Origin of the sequence: Chitinophaga sp. RCC_12 (genome assembly GCF_041360695.1) — a bacterium.
GTDB lineage: Bacteria > Bacteroidota > Bacteroidia > Chitinophagales > Chitinophagaceae > Chitinophaga.
Genome location: NZ_JBFUPS010000002.1, coordinates 11412 through 30728 on the forward strand (window position 1 = coordinate 11412; position 19317 = coordinate 30728).

4 protein-coding genes are annotated in these 19317 nt (G+C 48.9%); all 4 read right to left on the reverse strand.

All coding sequences use genetic code 11. The annotated features are described in order from the left end of the window. Nucleotides 1-92: 92 nt before the first annotated feature. The 4 genes from AB6805_RS05290 to atpF all read right to left on the reverse strand — a co-directional run bounded on the left by AB6805_RS05290 (nucleotide 93) and on the right by atpF (nucleotide 19231). Complete coding sequence (locus AB6805_RS05290; protein ID WP_370908414.1) at nucleotides 93-16019, reverse strand: gliding motility-associated C-terminal domain-containing protein; 15927 nt, start codon at nucleotides 16017-16019, stop codon at nucleotides 93-95. Nucleotides 16020-16460: 441 nt separating this feature from the next. Then, complete coding sequence (gene atpA, locus AB6805_RS05295; protein ID WP_370908415.1) at nucleotides 16461-18038, reverse strand: F0F1 ATP synthase subunit alpha; 1578 nt, start codon at nucleotides 18036-18038, stop codon at nucleotides 16461-16463. Nucleotides 18039-18120: 82 nt separating this feature from the next. Next, nucleotides 18121-18681, reverse strand: a complete 561-nt coding sequence (gene atpH / locus AB6805_RS05300; protein WP_370908416.1) for an ATP synthase F1 subunit delta — start codon at nucleotides 18679-18681, stop codon at nucleotides 18121-18123. Nucleotides 18682-18736: 55 nt separating this feature from the next. Further along, a complete protein-coding gene (gene atpF, locus AB6805_RS05305) occupies nucleotides 18737-19231 on the reverse strand; it encodes a F0F1 ATP synthase subunit B (RefSeq protein ID WP_370908417.1) in 495 nt (164 codons plus the stop codon). Between the last annotated feature and the right edge of the window lie 86 nt (nucleotides 19232-19317).

Below are 19317 nucleotides of genomic sequence, written 5' to 3' on the forward strand. Positions count from 1 at the left end.
ATCAAACATAAACTAGTTTATATTATAAACCAAATATTATAAAAAGAAACCGGGCAAAATGCCCTGTTTCTTCCGGAATTATTAATTTTTGGCTATCGAAGCAGTTCTATCCAGCCTTTATAACTTCTTTCCCCGGTTGGCGTATTTAGCTTGAGCACGTAATAATAAGTGCCTTCATTCAGGGAATCGCCGGTCCATTCGTTCTGGTAATTCTTCGACTGGTACACCATATTTCCCCAGCGGTTATAAATGAAGAGAGAAGAATTAGGATACCGGAGGATACCGGTGATAATGAATTTGTCATTCTTTCCATCTCCGTTAGGCGTAATCACATTCGGTACCAGGATATCATCGCCGGTAACGGTAACTACTTTGCTCACCGCAGTATTATTAGACGGGTCGGGATCCGGTATCAGGGAAGTAGCAGTGGCGCTGTTGATCACATCCCCCGTATTGGTGACCCGTGTAGTATATTTCAGTGTAGCCGTTTGCGTGAGTGAGAGGCTATCCAGGCTCCAGATCAATATACGTGTAGCCGGATCATAAGTTATCTCCCCTATGCTTGCATCAAAACCATTGATAATGTCCAGGTTCTCTTTCAGGGTATCTCTTACTGCAATCCGGGTAGCATTAAACGGACCTGCATTAGTCAGCGTTAACACAAAGTCGGCCTTGCCGCCCACCTGCACCGGCGCTGTATTAAGCAGCTCTTTCTGCAACCGCAGATCCGCCATTGGAATAGCCGATACGGAAGTGATAACAGTGGCGCTGGTATTATTACCTGCAGTGGTATCCACGGTACCCGCCGGGGCTGCAATGATTGCCTGGTTACGTAATTCCAGTGCGCTGTTTACCTTACCGGTGATAGCCAGGGTAATTGTACCTCCTGCCGGGAAGGTGCCGATAGTAGTTTTTGCCACATTTCCCGTATTAGTAGTTTGCACACCGGCAACGCCACCGGTAGCTGTTACTATCCGCACATAGGAGCCTTCAATATTTGGAGGCAGAATATCTGTGATCACTGCACCATCTCCCGCAGCGGGACCTCCATTTCTAGCGACAATGATATAAGTAATGGAATCATTGCTGGTAAGTTGAACCGGCCCGGATTTGGTAACAGAAAGATCCAGTTTTTTAATACCCGGCACTATTTCCGTTACAACCGGGTCAGATGAAACAGGCGTACCTGTACCCTGCTTCAGTGTGGCCGTATTGGTAACAGCCGTAATAACCGCATCTGCCGGAATAACGCCTTTAATATTCACCTGTATGGTATTACCGTTACCCGCATCCAGGTTACCTGTTACGGACACAGTACTTCCACTACCGGTTGCGCCACCGGTTACCAGTGATGTGCCATTGGCGGTGGTAGTCCATGTTACCTGTGTAACCGCTGCATCCACCACATCGGTAATATTAATACCTGCTGCCGCAGAGGGTCCTGCATTGGATGCAATGATCACATAGCGGACAGTGTCCCCGGCATTTATACGCGCAGATCCTGTTTTGACAATACTTAATTGTGATCGGCTGCTTACCTGCGTGGTGGCCGTTCCTGTTACTGTTTGATTATTCGCATCCCTGGCGCTGGCGGTATTGGTAATGCTGCCGGTAAAGCCGGTATTAATTTTTCCGCTGATCTTTATGTTGATGGAATTACCTGCGCCTGCGCTGATACTGCCATTCAACAGTACATCGCCAACGCCGCTGCTGCTACCTGTAATTTGCGCAGCGCCGGTGGTACTGGCTATCCAGCTCACACCACTCAAGGTATCGGATACAATATCGCTGATCTGTATGCCAGTGGCATCAGACGGGCCATCGTTGGTAACGGTGATGTTGTAGTGTAAGCTGTCGCCCGCGGTAGCTGTTGCTGCCGCTTGTTTCACTATGTGTAACGATGGTTTCTTTGTTACCGTAGTAATCACCGGCGTAGTCGGAATGGAATCCCCAGTTGCAGGTTTCAGTGTTGCCGTGTTGGACAGTGAAGTGATGGTAGCATTTGCTGGCACCAACCCGCTGACATTTATCACGATGGTATTACCACTACCCGCATTGAGGTTTCCTGTTACCAGTACCTGGTTACCGCTGCCGGATACGCCGCTGCTGACCTGCGATCCGCCATTGGCGACTGCAGTCCAGGCAACACCGGAAATAGCAGCCGGCACCACATCTATGATGCTTACGCCCGCCGCATTGGAAGGACCGGCATTCGCAGCAATAATCACATAATGGATGGAGTCGCCCGCGATCACTTCTGCAGAACCAGTTTTGGTAATGCTCAGTGCTGAACGGCTGCTTACCTGCGTGGTGGTCGTTCCTGTTACTGTTTGATTATTCGCATCCCTGGCGCTGGCCGTATTGGTAATGCTACCGGTAAAGCCGGTATTGATTTTTCCGCTGATCTTTATGTTGATGGAATTACCTGCACCTGCACTGATGTTACCATTCAACAGTACATCGCCAACGCCGCTGCTGCTGCCTGTAATTTGCGCAGCGCCGGTGGTGGTAGCTATCCAGCTCACACCACTCAAGGTATCGGATACAATATCACTGATCTGTATACCAGTGGCATCAGACGGGCCATCGTTGGTAACGGTGATATTATAGTGTAAGCTGTCGCCCGCGGTAGCTGTTGCTGCCGCTTGTTTCACTATGTGCAACGATGGTTTCTTTGTTACCGTAGTAATCACCGGCGTGGTCGGAATGGAATCCCCTGTTGCAGGTTTCAGTGTTGCCATGTTGGAAAGGGAAGTAACAGTGGCATTGGCCGGTACCACACCTGAAATATTTATCACGATGTTGTTACCATTACCCGCAGCGATATTCGCATTTACTGATATGTTAGCGTTACTGCCGCTGGTGGCGCCAATGATTTGAGAGGCCCCATTTGCAGTAGCCGTCCAGGTTACCTGGCCAATGGCTGCCGGCACTATATCGGTGATGTTCATGCCGGTAGCATTGGATGGCCCTGCATTGGAAGCCGTAATTACATAGTGGATGCTGTCGCCTGCATTTACCTGGCCACTGCCTGTTTTGATGATACTTAATACTGATTTACTATTTACCTGTGTAGTTGCTGTGGAAGTAATTGTTTTGCCAGCAGCATCTGTTGCACTGGCAGTGTTCACAATACTATCTGTAAATCCGGGCGTAATTTTTCCGATGATCCGGATCTGAACCGTATTGCCGTTTCCGGCGGCGATATTAACCGTAAGGTTCACCGGCGACCCGATGCCTGCCGCTGCGCCAATGAGCTGCGCATTTCCGGCAGTGGTGGCCGTCCAGCTCACATTGGTAAGTGCCGCAGGAACCACATCGCTGATCTTTACATTGGTTGCATCTGAAGGCCCTGTGTTGGCTACCGTGATTACATATTGTAAACTGTCGCCTGCATTCACCGTTGGCGGCGCTACTTTCATAATACTAATGCCCGGGGCATGCTGAATAGTTGTTGTTACTGTTGGAGAGGTGATAGTGGCTCCACCTGCTTTCGCTCCGGTAGCCGTATTGCTGATGGCAGCAATTGCCACATTTGCCGCGATATCGCCATTCACCGTAATCTGTATCGTGTTACCGGCGCCAGCGGCCATATCTCCCTGGAGCTGGATGCTGTTACCTGTTCCGGTGGCTGGTCCTGTTATTTGTGCATTACCGTTTGCCACGGCAGTCCAGCTTACATTGGTAACTGCAGCAGGCACTACATCAGTGATTACAAATCCTTTCACATTGGATGGACCCTGGTTGGAGGCAGTGATTACATAGCTGATACTGCTACCAGCCTTAACAGTGGCAGGTCCTATTTTATCCAGTTTAACAACGGCTTCATTAGTCACCGTCATATTAGTAGTGGAGGTATACTCATTACCAATGCTATCCGTAGCCGTAGCCTTGTTGGTGATATTACCTTCGTAATCAGGATTTATTCTTCCGGTGATGGTCACCTGTATACCGTTGGCAGCACCAGCCGGCACACCGGCATTGAACGAGATCCGGTTGCCAACTCCTGAAACCGCGGTACCGGTGGCCAGGGTGGCGTTACCTTGCAGCGTGATGGTCCAGTTTACATCCGTTATTTGCGGTGGCACCACGTCGGTGATGGATGCATTTACAAGATCAGATGGTCCCTGGTTGGCGAGCGCTATTACATAACTGATATTGCTGCCGGCGATGGCTTTCTGCGGACCGGATTTTGTGAACTGTACGCCCGGTTTGTTGAGGATACGTGTATTAACAGCATCTTCCGAAATTACATTTCCCTGTATACTTACCTGCGCTTTGTTTTGTATGATACCTGATAATCCCGGTGCGATAGTGCCGGTGATAGTTACCAGGATATTATTTCCTGCGCCTGCCGGAATGCTGCCGCGTACACTGATATTATTCCCTGCACCGGATGCTGCACCAATCAGCGTACCGCCAGCTGCCACTGCATTCCAGGTTACCTGTTGCACTGCTGCGGGTACTATATCTGTAATAGTGATACTATCGGCATCGGATGGACCGTCGTTTGCAACCAGTAAGGTATAATTAATCACACCTCCCGCAATTACTGTATCCGGCGCTGATTTATTAATCCTTATTGTTGCGCGTTTCTGCACTACTGTGACGACCGGTGGTGTATTTACAGTTACAGTATTCAGGGTATAAGCAGCGGTATTACTGATATTTCCGGAGAAAGAAGAGGAAATACTGCCACTCACATTAACGACTATACGATTACCTGCACCTGCTGGCACGTTGGCCACCAGGCTAACGTTGCCGGTCCGGTTGGTAATATTACCGCCGTTAATAACGGCGCTGCCCTGTGCTGTTGCGGACCATACCGGGTTTTGCAATTCAGCCGGAAGCAGGTCTGTTACTGTTACATTCGATGCATCAGATGGACCGTCGTTACTCAAAACGAGGCTGTAATTAATCGTACTGCCGGCTGCGGCCTTTGGTGGCCCGGACTTGGTTAACTGTAATCCCGGTTTGCCGGTTACCTGTGTTACTACATCGTTTGATGGATAATCTATTCCACCTGCACGCGCATTGGCCTGGTTCCTTAATGTACCTGTTTGGGAAGAAGGAATGACAGCTGTAATTACCACGTGTATGATGTTTGCTGTGCCTGCCGGAATATTGGCGATAAAGCTCACATCACCCGGCTGTTGCTGCAGATTACCTCCGTTGATAGCAGCCGCACCCACCGCAGTGGCAGACCACCGTACATTTTGCAATGCTGCCGGCAACGTATCCGTTACCAGCATACCCACCGCATCAGACGGACCATCGTTATACACATCTATTGTATAAGAAATAGTGTTACCTGCCGCGGCTGTATCTGGCGCTGCTTTTACCAGCCTGATACCGCTAACGGTTGATATCACCGTTGTAACCGTATCTGTGAGCGGAGCGCCGGTAACAGGTGTTACTGCGGCTACGTTCACAAGAGTACCGGAGGCGGAAGGATCGAGCGTTCCATTTACCGTTACCAGGATCGTGTTGGCAGCTCCCGGTGGTATAGTTGCCTGGAAGCTTACGTTGCCGGATTGATTGCTGATGTTACCTCCGCTGATAACAGCGCTGCCTGCTGCGGTGGCAGACCATAACGTATTCTTCAATGCAGGTGGCAGCACATCACTGACCGTAATTCCCTGTGCCGTTGAAATGCCGGTATTGGTTACGGCAATGGTATAGGCAACCTGCGAGCCGGCTGCAACATTCGCAGGCCCTGATTTACTGATGGCAATACCCGGTTGATTTATAATCTGCGTATTTACTTCGTTACTTAAAACTGATTGTCCTTTTGCCTCTGCTACTGCCCTGTTCATAATACTACCGGTAAATGCAGGATCGGAATTACCGGTAATAGTTACTCTTATCAGGCCGCCTACAGGGATGTCGCCTGTCATATTCAAAGAATTGCCGGTGCCGGTGCCGCCACTTGCAATAGTGGCGTTGCTAGCAATGGCAGCCCATTTCACGTTTTTCAATTCAACAGGAATACTATCCCTGATGCTTACACCGGTAGCTACAGAAGGCCCGTTATTGCGGATATCAAGCGTATACCTCACGGTGTCGCCGCCTGCTATCTGTGCAGGTCCTGATTTCAGGACATACAATCCCGGCACCGCAGTAACCTGCGTATTCACGGTCACTGTGCCCGGCGTTGGATCTGTTACACCTGTTGGCGGCGTTGCTGTAGCCGTATTGCTGAGTACTCCGCTGAATGCCGGATCTACAATACCTTTTACGGTAATGGTAATACTACCACTGCTTGCCGGTATATTTCCTGTTAATGAGATAGCATTGCCGCTACCGCTGCCTGCTCCTACAGTAGCACCACCGGCGCCTGCGGCCGTCCACTGTACATTGTTGACGCCCACCGGAACATTATCTGTAATCACTGCTCCTGTTACATCTGCCGGACCTGCATTATTTACCGAAATCACGTAAGTGATCTCTTTACCGGCGGCAATTATAGAAGGAGCAGTTTTATTAATTCTCAGATCGGCAGAATTATTAACGGAAGTAACTACTGTACTTACTTTAGTGGTACCTGCAGCGGCAGTAACCGTGTTAGTGATCGTATTCGTTGCAGTTGGGCTCACATTACCGGTGATAGTAATAGTAATGCTGCCACTGCTGCTGCCACCCAGTGATACTCTTTCATTGTTGATAGAGCCGGTGCCACTGAGGTTAGTAATGGAAGCATTTCCGGTTACCACAGCAGACCATGTTGCCCCTGTGATTTCAGCAGGAATGTTATCTGTAACAAATACTTCATTTGCATCAGACAGCCCGTTGTTGCTCAATACAATGGTGTATGTAATCTGATCATTTACATTCACGCTTGCAGGTCCTGATTTAGACACCTGTAAACCAAGATCGGTAGTGACATTGGTGTTAACCGTACTGATGTTATTAGCCGGGTTTGTTTCTGTTACGGTAGAAGCAACTGTAGCGGTATTGGATATTGTACCGGTAGCGGCAGGGTCTACAGTGCCTGTGATGGTTATCAATACGTTGTTACCAGGACCGGCAGGTATGCTGGCATTCACGGTAACTGTATTACCGGTTATAACCGGGCTGCCGGCAATTGTATTGCCGCTTGTTAATGCACTTGCGTTGGTGATATGGATGGATGCCGGTACTGCATCGGTGATGCTGGCAACATCAACATCAGAAATACCATTGTTGGTAACTACCAGCTGATAGGTGATTTCCTGTCCTGCTGCAATATTAGCCGGACCTGATTTCACGATCACCAGGTCTGCTTCTTTCGTTACATTGGTAACAACACTGGCGGTAGCCGCACTGGTGTTAGTCATGTCCGGCGGCGGAGTTACTGTAACTGTATTAGTAATGCTGTTGCCGCTTACGGTAGCAGGATCCAAAATACCATTTACCACAATGTCAATACTGCCGGTACCGGCAGGTATATTGGCCTGCAGGGTTACATCTCCCGTACCACTACCTGCTGATGCAAAACTTCCTGCACCATTGGCCACTGCGGTCCAAGTTGGTTGTAGAATGCCGGTTGGAATAACATCGGAAATAGTAGCACCACTTATATTGGATGGTCCTTCGTTGGTAACCGAAATGGTGTAGCTTATTTTTTCGCCTGCCACTGCGTTAGCCGGTCCGCTCTTCACTACGCGCAAGCCTGCCTTCCGGCTTGTTTGGGTAGTTACGGCAGAAACAAATGGCTCCTCACCTGCGATAACGGCAGTAACGGTGTTATTGATTTCAGCGCCGGTGAATTCCGGATTCAGTTTACCCGTTACCGTTATATCAACGGCGTGGCCCGGAGATGCAGGTATATCAGCGGTGAGTTGAATATCTCCTGCGCCGGTAGTACTGCTGATGGTAGTACCAGTACCAGTGGCAACGGCAGTCCATACCGGCTGAAGTATTGCCGGGTTAATAATATCGGTGATGTTTATGCTCTTCGCATCGGACGGGCCTGCGTTGGACAGGTGGATGGTATAAGTAATGGTATCGCCGCTGAAAGCACTTCCCGGGCCGCTCTTCGTTAATACAAGACGCGCAAGTGAAGTTACAGTGGTAGTCAGTGTATCCGTTAACGGTAGCAGTAAACCGGGTGAAGTAACGTATGCAATATTCCGCAATGGTGTTCCTGTGTATGACGGATCAATGGTTCCTTCAATGGTTACGACTATTCCATTAGTGGCAGCGCCGGCGGCAAGATCCGCAGATATGCTTACCAGGTTACCCGCGCCCGAACTGCTGCCATGAATCACCGCGTTCCCTGTGGTAGCTGCCGTCCAGGTCACATTCCCGATAGCGGCCGGCACTGTATCTTTCAGTTGCAAGCCCGTAGCATCCGATGGGCCATTGTTATGCAGTGTGACCTGGTAAACAATCTTTGCTCCGCCTGGTACTTCTGCAGGTCCTGTCTTGGTTAAAATCAAAGCAAATTGTTTATCTACATGTGTAGTAGTTTCATTAGAGGTAACCGGTGTATTTCCGGCCGGCGTAACAGTGGCGGTATTACTGATATCGCCGGTAGCTGCCGGGTTCACGGTTCCCTGAATGGTAAGCGTAATACTGTTACCTGCTCCTGCTGCAACCGCTCCATTCAGGGAAATATTATTTCCACTGCCGGCGCCGGTTTGTACAGATGCGTTGCCAGTAGTTACAGCCGACCAGGTTACATTTTGTACCGCTGACGGTACAATGTCCGCAATGGTAACGGCCGGCGCATTTGATGGGCCAATATTGGTTACTGTTACGGTGAAGGTAATATTACTACCCGCAGCAATAGTATCCGGTGCGCTCTTCACCACCTGGATACCAGGTGCATTGATCACCGTGGTAGTAACGCTGTCGCTCCTCGCGGTATCTTTACCCGGCACTACTACGGATGCATAATTAGTAAGGACTCCTGTATAACCAGCAGCTACCTTACCAGTGATATTTACAAAGATGTGATTAGCAGTACCTGCAGTCAGATCTGCATCCAATGTTACATTATTACCGGTACCTGTAGCGCCGCTGATAATAGTTCCACTGCCTGCGAGGCTGCTTGTCCATTTTACATTGGTAATGCCAGCCGGCACAATATCCTGTATCACAATACCGCGCGCATTGGAAACGCCGAAGTTGGTGATAACCAACTGGTAGTTCACCTCTTCACCGGCCTTTATCTGTGCAGGGCCTGTTTTACTGATATCTATTGCAGGATCATTGGTAATTAAAGTTGTTACATCTGCCTCTACAGTTGGCGCACCGGTAACCGACGCGGTGGCTGTATTTTGCAGCGTTCCGGCAGCGGCAGCGCTTACGGTACCATCGATAGTAATCGTTACAGTACCTCCTGCAGGAATGTTTGCTGTTACGGCCACGGTATTACCGTTACCGGTACTACCTGTAGTAATTACCGCACCAGCGCTGGCTGCGGATGTCCAGCTGGTATTCTGTACAATTGTATTTACGTTGTCTGATATATTCACGCCTGATGCATCCGACACGCCGGTGTTTTCTACCTGTACAGTGTACCGGATCCGGCCGCCCGCAGAAATATCAGTTGTACCGGTTTTGGTAATCTGCAACACTGGTTTGCTGATAATATGGGTTTGCACCGTGTCTGATGTAACGGTGTTTCCACTGACTGTAGCTGTAAAATGATTAGACAGGTTCCCGGTAGCCGATGATGCCAGTGTACCCTGTACCGTGATTACAATTGCTTCGCCTGCACCGGCAGGAATATTACCGGTTACATTTACGGTGTTACCCGTGCCGGTACCTCCACTCACAATAGTGGCCCCACCCGTGGTGGCGGCAGTCCACTGCGTATTTGATAAAGACGCCGGCACCACGTCTGTGATAACTACATTAACAGCGTCCGACAATCCGCTGTTGGTTGCAACCAGTGTATAGGTAACCGCCTGCCCGGCCACCGCGGTATCCGGAGCGCTCTTGGTTAATTCCACACGCGGATTACTGGACACAGTGGTAATAACAGGATCTGATAGTACGGGCGTACCTCCCACAGTACCAACAATGGCCCGGTTAGTAATTTGCCCGGTGAAAGATGGATTGATCTTACCCGTTATGTAAACCAGGATGTAGTTACTGTCGCCCGCCGGTATATCACCGGTTACTTGCAATACACCGTTATTGATATCAGCAGTAAAGTAAGATGCGCTGCCATTCGTTACTACTTTCAGCACCGGATCCTGGATGACAGCAGCCAGCGTATCATACAGTTCTGCCTTAAACGCATCAGAAGGACCGTTGTTATTGATTTGCAGCACATAGCTGATAGTACCGCCGGCATCTGCGGTTGCGGGGCCGCTCTTCGTAAGTACCAGACCGGGCTTGTTATTGATTGCTGTAATAATTTCATTCGAATTAACGGGCGGCTGACCAGTTACTTCTACCTGTGCAATATTGCCAATAGTACCGTCTGCCCCGGAGCCTACCGTGCCATGTACCACGATGGTAACCGTATTATTATTCCCCGCCGGAATGTTGGCATTCACCATTAACGTATTGCCGTTACCGTTAGCTCCGCTGTTAATTACGGCGCCACCGGAGGCGGTAGCTGTCCAGCTCACATTAGTCAAAACTGTGGCTATCTCATCTGTAATAACTGCCTGCAGAGCATCTGAAGGGCCGCTGTTATTCACGGTAATAGTGTATGTGATCTCTGTTCCCGCATCAGCGGTTGCCGGGCCAGCCTTCACTATCTGTAGTCCTGGCTGATTATCTATTACAATTTTATTAACGGCAGTAACAGTAGTATCACCTGGCAGTTCTGCAGTAGCGGTATTCGTCAGTGTATCCAGCGCACCAGGTGCCACCGTACCATTTATTTGCACGATGATAGCATTTCCTGCACCGGCGGGAATATTCACCAATGTATTCACATTATTGCCTGTACCTCCCGATAATCCTCCTGTGGCCACCGCTGCTCCACCAGTGGCGGTAACTGACCAGGTGGTACCTGTGATGGCGGCAGGTACTGCATCTGTGAGGATAACACCTGTTGCATCTGAAGGACCGGCGTTCACCAGCCGGAGCACATAGCTCACGGCCTCACCGGCAGCTACTCTGCCGGTTGCGGGGCCTTGCTTAACCAGGGTGAGACCAGTAGTATTGATCAGCGTGGTATTTACCGTATTGGAAGAAACCGGCGTACCTGCTGGAGGCGTGGCGGTAGCTGTATTGGAAAGATTCCCGGTGGCAGCAGGATTTATGGTACCGCTGATATTTACAATGATAGAATTGCCCGTACCCGCTGGCAGGCCAGCCGTAAAATTCACGGCGCCATTGCCACCGGGCACGCTGGCGGTAGCGTTACCATTAGCGGTGATTGTCCATACCGGGTTTTGTATTTGCGCAGGTAGCTGATCTGCCATCACTACACCTGCTACATCAGAAGGGCCTTTATTGACAATTGTTAACTGGTAACTGATGCCGGTGCCGGCTGTTGCGCTGGCAGGACCCGTTTTTGTTATTTCAATATCCGTTTGCGGATCAGGGGTATCCGTATCCGTTGCGCTGTTGCCGGCAGGATTGATATTGTTGTAGCCGGATGGAATAATAATGCTCGCTGTATTTGTGAGCGGGCCGGTGTAACCGGAAGGTATATTTATCGTTAACGTATATACGATTTCGCCACCCGCCGGGATGTTCACAAGTTCATTAATTGGCCCTGAGCCATCGTCTTCCGACTGGCTTCCTCCCGGGTTGCTAGCTGTCCAGGAAGCAACGGTAATACCCGTTGGCAGTGGATCCAGGAAAGTCGCACCGGTTAAATCCGATGGCCCGCTGTTCAGGATACTGATATGATAGGTGGTAGTAGTTCCTGCGGTATAGGTAGTGGTGTTGTCTGTTTTGGTGACCTTAACTTCCACCGATTTCGCTACCGGCGTAACCAATGTAGTGGTGGCAGGAGTGGGATCTGTTGTGGAAGAAGGTGGTGTTGCTTCTACGCTGTTAGTTAAGCTGGTACCTGCATATTGAGACTGTACCTCACCGGCGATGGTCAGCGTTACTGATTTTCCCGGAGGCAGCAGCGCTCCCGTCCAGCTTCCGTTGCTGCCTGAATACGTACCCTCAGAAGGTGTATAGCTGTTTGCAATAAAGCCATCCGGTAAAGCATCTGTAACGGTAAATGTTTCTCCGGGCAAAATAGTGGAAGGTCCATTGTTGGTAACTGTAATGGTATAGGTAAGTGGGGATCCTGCAGTAGCGTTGACAGGGGAAGCCGTTTTAGAGATACTCAGATCTATTACTCCCGCCTGTGTTGTAATATTTACTGTTCCTATTGCGCAGGCGCCCTGGTTATCACAAACCTGGTACCGGTAAAAATCAACGCCAACACTGCCTGCCTGCGGAGTATATGTAAATGTGCCATTTGCATTTTGCACAACGGTTCCATGAGATGGCTGTTCAATCAGTGTAGTTGTTACCGTAATCGGCTGATTTTCGGGATCACTGTCGTTGGTCAGCACATTACCGCTTACCGGTACATCCCTGTTGGTAGTAAAATTATCCGTTACCGCTACCGGTGGGTTATTGGGTACGATACCGCTAACAAATGAAGTGTTATTGGCAGCAACCGGATCCGGCATGTCGGCAGGGCTCACAACAGTAGCGGTATTGGCAATAGCATCACCACCAATAGCTGTAGCTGCTACGTTTCCTGTTACGGTAATAACAATTTTGTTACCTGTTACAAACGGCAAATTCCCGGTTGGGTTTACAGATGTACCTGTACCTGTGGCAGGCTGCAAGCCAACACCTGCACCGCTAACGGTGGAAGTCCAGGAAGCATTTTCCATTTTTACAGGCAGGAGATCCTGCACCTGGAAGCCTGAAACATTGGAAGGGCCCAGGTTTTCAATGGTAATGGTGTACGTAAGCGGGCTACCGGTTTTATAGGTATTGCCTGCATCAGATTTGGTTACTGTAAGATCAGCCTGACGGATATAATTTAATACAACCGTATCGTTTGCCACAGCGCAATTTCCGTTGGAGATAGTCCAAACGAGTGTGGCGCTGATATTGGGTTGCAGTGTAACATTTGTATTGGGATTATTAACATCCGCAATCACGGCTGTGCCGCTGACCTGTGTCCATGTACCGGTACCATTTGCCGGTGCATTCGCACTCATAACAAAGCTGCCGCTGTTATTTTTTGTCTGATCCGGGCCTGCATTAGCTGCATCCGGCTGGGCATACACCTGTATTTGCACCGTATCCACAGATGGTGCACAGGAACCGTTGCGGATGGTCCAGGTTAGTACATAATTACCTGGCGCAAGGTTTTGGACTCCGGTATTGGGCAGTGCTGCGTTTACAAAGATAACGGCCCCCGGACCTGCCACCTGCGACCATAGGCCAGTGCCAATGGTGGCTGTGTTGGCAGCCAGCGTAGCAGTGTTTACGTTACACAACTGCTGGTCCTCGCCTGCATTTGCTACCGTAGGTAGTGCATCAATTTTAACCGCTACGGTATCTGTAATCACATCTGCACAACCAGATCCTGCGCTGCTAACTACCCTGCGGAACCAGGTGCTCTGGCTGAGTACGGGCGCATCATATATTTGTTGCGTAGCGCCGGAAATATCTGTAAAGTTGATACTGTCTGTTGACGATTGCCAGCGGTAAGAATACGTTCCGGTTCCACCGCCGGGCGCGACTGGCTGGCTAAATGCCACCGGATTTCCACTTCCACAAAACACCTGGCTGCCGGTGATGGTGCCGGGTGTGAGTACCGGGTTTACTTTAATCATTACTGCCAGGCTTGTGTCACTGCAACTGCCTGCAGTAACTGCTCTCCTGAACCAGGTAGTTTGCTGCAGGGCAGGTGGCGTATAGTCCTTACCGTTAGATACACCCGGAACGACGGCGAAACCGCCGGTGGCGCTAACAGTACTGCTTTGCCACAAATACACCGGCGTTCCTGCAATGGTGGTGCCGGTTAGCGGGGCAGGTGTACTGCCGAAACAAACTGATTGTTCCGCAGCAACGGTATTACTTCCGATGGTAGGCGACACTGCAACAGAACTGGTGATGATGTTGTTACAACCGGTACCCGATGGTGCGCCGTTACATTCCACATCCGGATCTGTTGGTATGGAGCTGGCTGCATTGGTGGCATCCGGGTCCGTTACATCGGCAGGACGGAGTATACTTGATTTGGTTAGCAGGTTTCCACCGGCGGGAACTGCTGATACGGTACCTGAAATAACGTACGAGATCACCGCTCCATTGTTCATATTCACCGTTGCACTATATGCATTACCAATAACACCACCGGATACAATTGCAGCGGTGCCGGTAATAGTGGGTGTTACGGTGACGCCTGTCAGCGCCGCGGGGAAAGAAAAATTAAACTTCGCTCCCTTCGCTGTATCAGGGCCATTATTCCTTATACTGGTAGTAAATGAAATCCTGCTGCCAACACAAATAGCAGTCACACTTGGGTCGTTGTTCACTACCTGCAGATCCGCCTGAAGCTGCCTTACCGTTACTGTAGTTGTAACAGGCGCACTAAAAATATAAGCCCAGGTATCAAGTAAACTATTGTCGCCATAGCTGTTCGTATATTTATGACCGTTAGTACTGCTGTTAACTCCCGGGCTGGCAGATGCATTAATAGGCGACGGTGCGCCGGCGCCGGCGCCCAGCAGTTCATCATTCCAGTAAACGGTAGGATCTGGCGCATTGGAGCCATTGGTGCGGGTAATAACGATGCCATTCACATTATTTTCCACATCCATATAGGGAAAGTGAACTTCGCCGGAAAACAATACTACTGATATATTGATGGTAGCGCCATTGGCTACGTCGCCGCCCTGGCCGTTTTTACCGTCCCATAAAATGCTGTTGGCCCCGGAAACAGAAGATCCTGTGATGATGCGATCTATCGGATCAGCTGTGCTTCCGTTGTTATTGACATCTATTGAAATTTTGAAATTGCCATTCTGATTGGCAGTAAAACGGATATAGCCACCTGCCAGGGGAGGTGTGCCGGATTGCCCGGGTGTGCCTTCCTTTCCGGTAAAAGAGACATTGGTAACAGTGGGCACTACAGGTGTACTGATTAGCCAGGTGGATGTTGCGCCGGCGTCTATCCAAACCGGAGCGGTGGCTGGCAGGGTATTATCCGGCGGGTTATAGAACATCTTCTGGGTAATATTGGTGGCATCGTCCGGTAAGGTGGGATTATGAAAAGAATAGGCGCCTCCGGCGGAGGTAACCTGGGCAAGATCAACACTTTTATATACCGGCACACCTGTTGCCTTATCGCGGGTGCCTTTGTTATTCACAAAAAAAGCAAAGAGGAAAGGTTGTATACCATTACCGGTTGCAGTATAGGTAAAGCCGTCTTTTGTAAGCACATTAAATTTGCCATAAAAAGCTGAACTGGCAGTACCGGCGTTTCCGGTAAAAATATTCAGGTATACACGTCCTGGTTTTTGGATTCCGGCGCTGGCCACGGTGATGTCCCAGGCCACTATGAGGGCCAGGGCACTCACTGCGGTTTGATTGGCCGTTGTCCAGCTGGCATTTGCAGCCGGGGGGGTATACCCGGAGCCCAATGCCGACGCGGGATTGGGCGATGTAAATTCAACTGTCCATATGCCTTCCTCTGCAGCCAATACCGTCCTGTTGTAAGCCGTGTACCCACCGGCATTTAAAGCGGCAGGGCCGGCGAGTTCTTCTGCACGGCTATTGATCCGCCCTGTTGTAACAGAAGCGCCTGTGGTATATACGGTACCGTTAGGAGCCACCAGCCTGGTAGTTCCCGACCCAATGCCCTGTGCGCTGGACCCGATATAAATCACTTCTCCCGCTTTCGCATATACGAACATTCTGCCCGGGTTGATGATATTCCCGATAAGGGAACTGGTAGAAGTGGAAGAACTGGTCATATAGGCCCTGTTTCCCAGGGCGCCGGAAGGATACATATCCTTACTGCCTTCTGCCTGGCAATACACAACGGGGAATAAGGCGAATAATACGACGGAACAAAGGGTCAAAAGTTTTCTCATAGAAACATTTTGCATCTCAGGCAACTGCTGAACAGACACATTTTCTAATCGCATTAACCCGGGGTTCAGGCAACTGTATTCGATTTACCAGAAAAATAATACTGAAGAAAAATGACGAACTACTAGCTTACAGACGCGCACGGATTCAGTTTTGGTGATACTAACTCTTAAGTGGAGAGGCGATGAACAGTACTCTTAGCGGGGATTATGAACCTGTCAGGAGCCCTGACGAATAAGATTTGGATACGGACAATTGTAGCAAATGTATAGCGACCTCACCATATAAAGCACAGCCCGCTTACATTTTCTTTTTTTAAAGATTTATAAAAGATAATATCACTATCTTATTGTATAAGATACTATGCGGGTATCTATATAAAAAAAGCACCCTTTACCTGACGGTAAAAGGTGCTTATATTTTTTAGCGATGAACGCTGTTATTTATGCGAATCTTGGCTTCAGTTCATTAGCCAGTGTAACCATTTTCTTCAGGCCATCTTCCGGCAGGTTACCTTTCTTGAATTCTCCGAGTACTTCCGGTAAGCGTACCTGCATTTCATTCAGGAAAGCTTCTTCAAAAGCACGTACCTGTTTAACAGGAACATCACGCAGCAAACCGTTTGTACCCAGGTAAATCATAGCTACCTGTTTTTCTACAGCGTACGGGCTGAACTGTGCCTGTTTCAGGATTTCCACGTTACGGGCACCTTTATCGATAACTGCTTTGGTAGCAGCATCCAGGTCACCACCGAATTTGGAGAAGGCCTCCATTTCACGGTATTGTGCCTGATCGAGTTTCAGGGTACCAGATACTTTCTTCATGGATTTGATCTGCGCGTTACCACCCACGCGGCTTACAGAGATACCTACGTTGATAGCAGGACGGATACCGGCGTTGAACAGGTTACCTTCCAGGAAGATCTGACCATCGGTGATGGAGATTACGTTGGTAGGGATGTAAGCAGATACGTCACTTGCCTGTGTTTCGATGATAGGCAATGCGGTCAGGGAACCACCACCTTTTACCAGGTGTCTGATAGATTCAGGTAAGTCGTTCATCTGTTTTGCGATGGCATCATTGCTGATGATTTTCGCAGCACGCTCGAGTAAACGGCTATGCAGGTAGAATACGTCACCAGGATATGCTTCACGGCCCGGAGGACGTTTCAGCAGCAGGGATACCTCACGGTAAGCAACTGCCTGTTTGGACAGATCATCATAAACGATCAGTGCAGGACGACCTGAGTCACGGAAGAATTCACCGATAGCAGCGCCGGCAAATGGAGCGTAGAACTGCAGCGGTGCAGGATCAGCAGCGTTGGCTGCTACGATGGTAGTGTAAGCCATAGCGCCTGCTTCCTGTAATGTTTTCATTACACCGGCAACAGTAGATGCTTTCTGGCCAATTGCTACGTATATGCAATAAACAGGTTTACCTGCTTCATAAAATTCTTTCTGGTTGATGATCGTATCAATACAGATAGCTGTTTTACCTGTCTGACGGTCACCAATTACCAGCTCACGCTGACCACGACCAACAGGGATCATCGCATCAATTGCTTTTACACCTGTTTGCAGTGGTTCTTTTACTGGTTCACGGTACAGAACACCTGGTGCTTTACGCTCCAGCGGCATTTCATACAATTCACCTTTGATAGGGCCTTTACCATCGATAGGTTCACCCAGTGTATTGATTACGCGGCCAACAACACCTTCTCCCACGTTAATGGAAGCGATCTTTTTGGTACGACGTACTTTATCACCTTCTTTAATACCTGCTGACTGACCCATCAATACCACACCCACGTTGTCTTCTTCCAGGTTCAGTGCAATTGCTTTTACGCCATTGCTGAATTCAACCAGTTCACCATAACCTACATTGCCCAATCCGTATATGCGGGCAATACCATCACCCACCTGTAATACAGTACCTACCTCTTCCAGGTCGGCAGAAGCATTGAAGTTGCTTAACTGCTGGCGTAAAATCGCCGAAATTTCATCAGGTTTAATATCAACCATAATTATGATTTTAAAAAAAGTCGTTAGAGAAAATTAGTATAACGACAACAGCTTTGCGTGTACGCAGCGGCTGCTGTATAGATTAACGTAAGTCAGATACGTAAATATTCTTGTTAAACTGTTGTTTAATATCTTTCAGATCACGCAGGATAGAAGCATCGAACAACTGATCATTTGCTTCCAGTACAAAACCACCGATCAGGTCAGCATTCACGGCTGTTTCCAGCTGGATCTGCTGCGTTGTTTCGCTGGCAATTTTCTGTTTGATCACGTCCAGGGTAGCATTATCCAAAGCAACAGCCGTGGTGATCTTCACCGGGCTGATGTTTTTCAGTACCATGTACTGGCGTGCAAACTCAGTGGTCATTTCAGCCAGTGCACTTTCACGGCCTTTGGTCACCAACAGGTTGATAAAGGAAATGGTAGTAGCACTGATGCGGCTTTCAAATATGGCAGCCAGTATCTTCTGCTTTTTATCGGCCTTTATGATAGGGCTTTTAAGCAAACTCACCACATCGGGGTTGCTTTTCATCACCTGTTGTAAGAACAGCATGTCTGTATGCACCACTTCCAGCTGGTTCAGTTCCTGAGCCAGACCTATCAATGATTTTGCATACCGGGATGCTAAACGGGGATTCTGCATATTAAAAAAGCTTTTAGCTTTTAGCTGTTAGCCTTTAGAGCTAATGGCTAATATCTTAGTTCAATTTGATTTCTCCTGCCAGTTGTTTCACGTAACCTTCCTGTGCTGTTTTATCAGCCAGTTCTCTTCTCAGTACTTTTTCAGCCACTTCAATCACGAGGTTACCTACCTGGTTCTTTACATCCGTTAACGCAGCCATTTTCTGGTTTTCGATAGCGGTGTAAGCTTCACTGATGATCTTCTTTGCTTCTGCCTGCGCTTGTGTTTTGGCTTCGCTGATGATCATATCCTTCGCGTCTTTCGCTTCTTTCAGGATCTTGCTTCTTTCAGCTTTAGCTTCCGCCAGCACATGTTCATGTTCAGCTTTCATCTGGGCCATTTCTTCCTTTACTCTTTCTGCAGTTGCGATAGAGTCAGTGATGGAACCTTCCCTTTCCTTCAGGGTAGCGAGGATGGGAGTCCAGGCGAATTTTTTCAGAATCAGGAAAACGACGATGAAAATGAATAATGAAATAAGAAACAAGCCTAACGCGGGTTGCAACAGATCCATATAATTAGAATTTTATTATTTTTTTGATGTTGATATTTTCTGATTTCAGGTAGTTTGATGGTTTGTCTGTAACAAAAGATTACTGC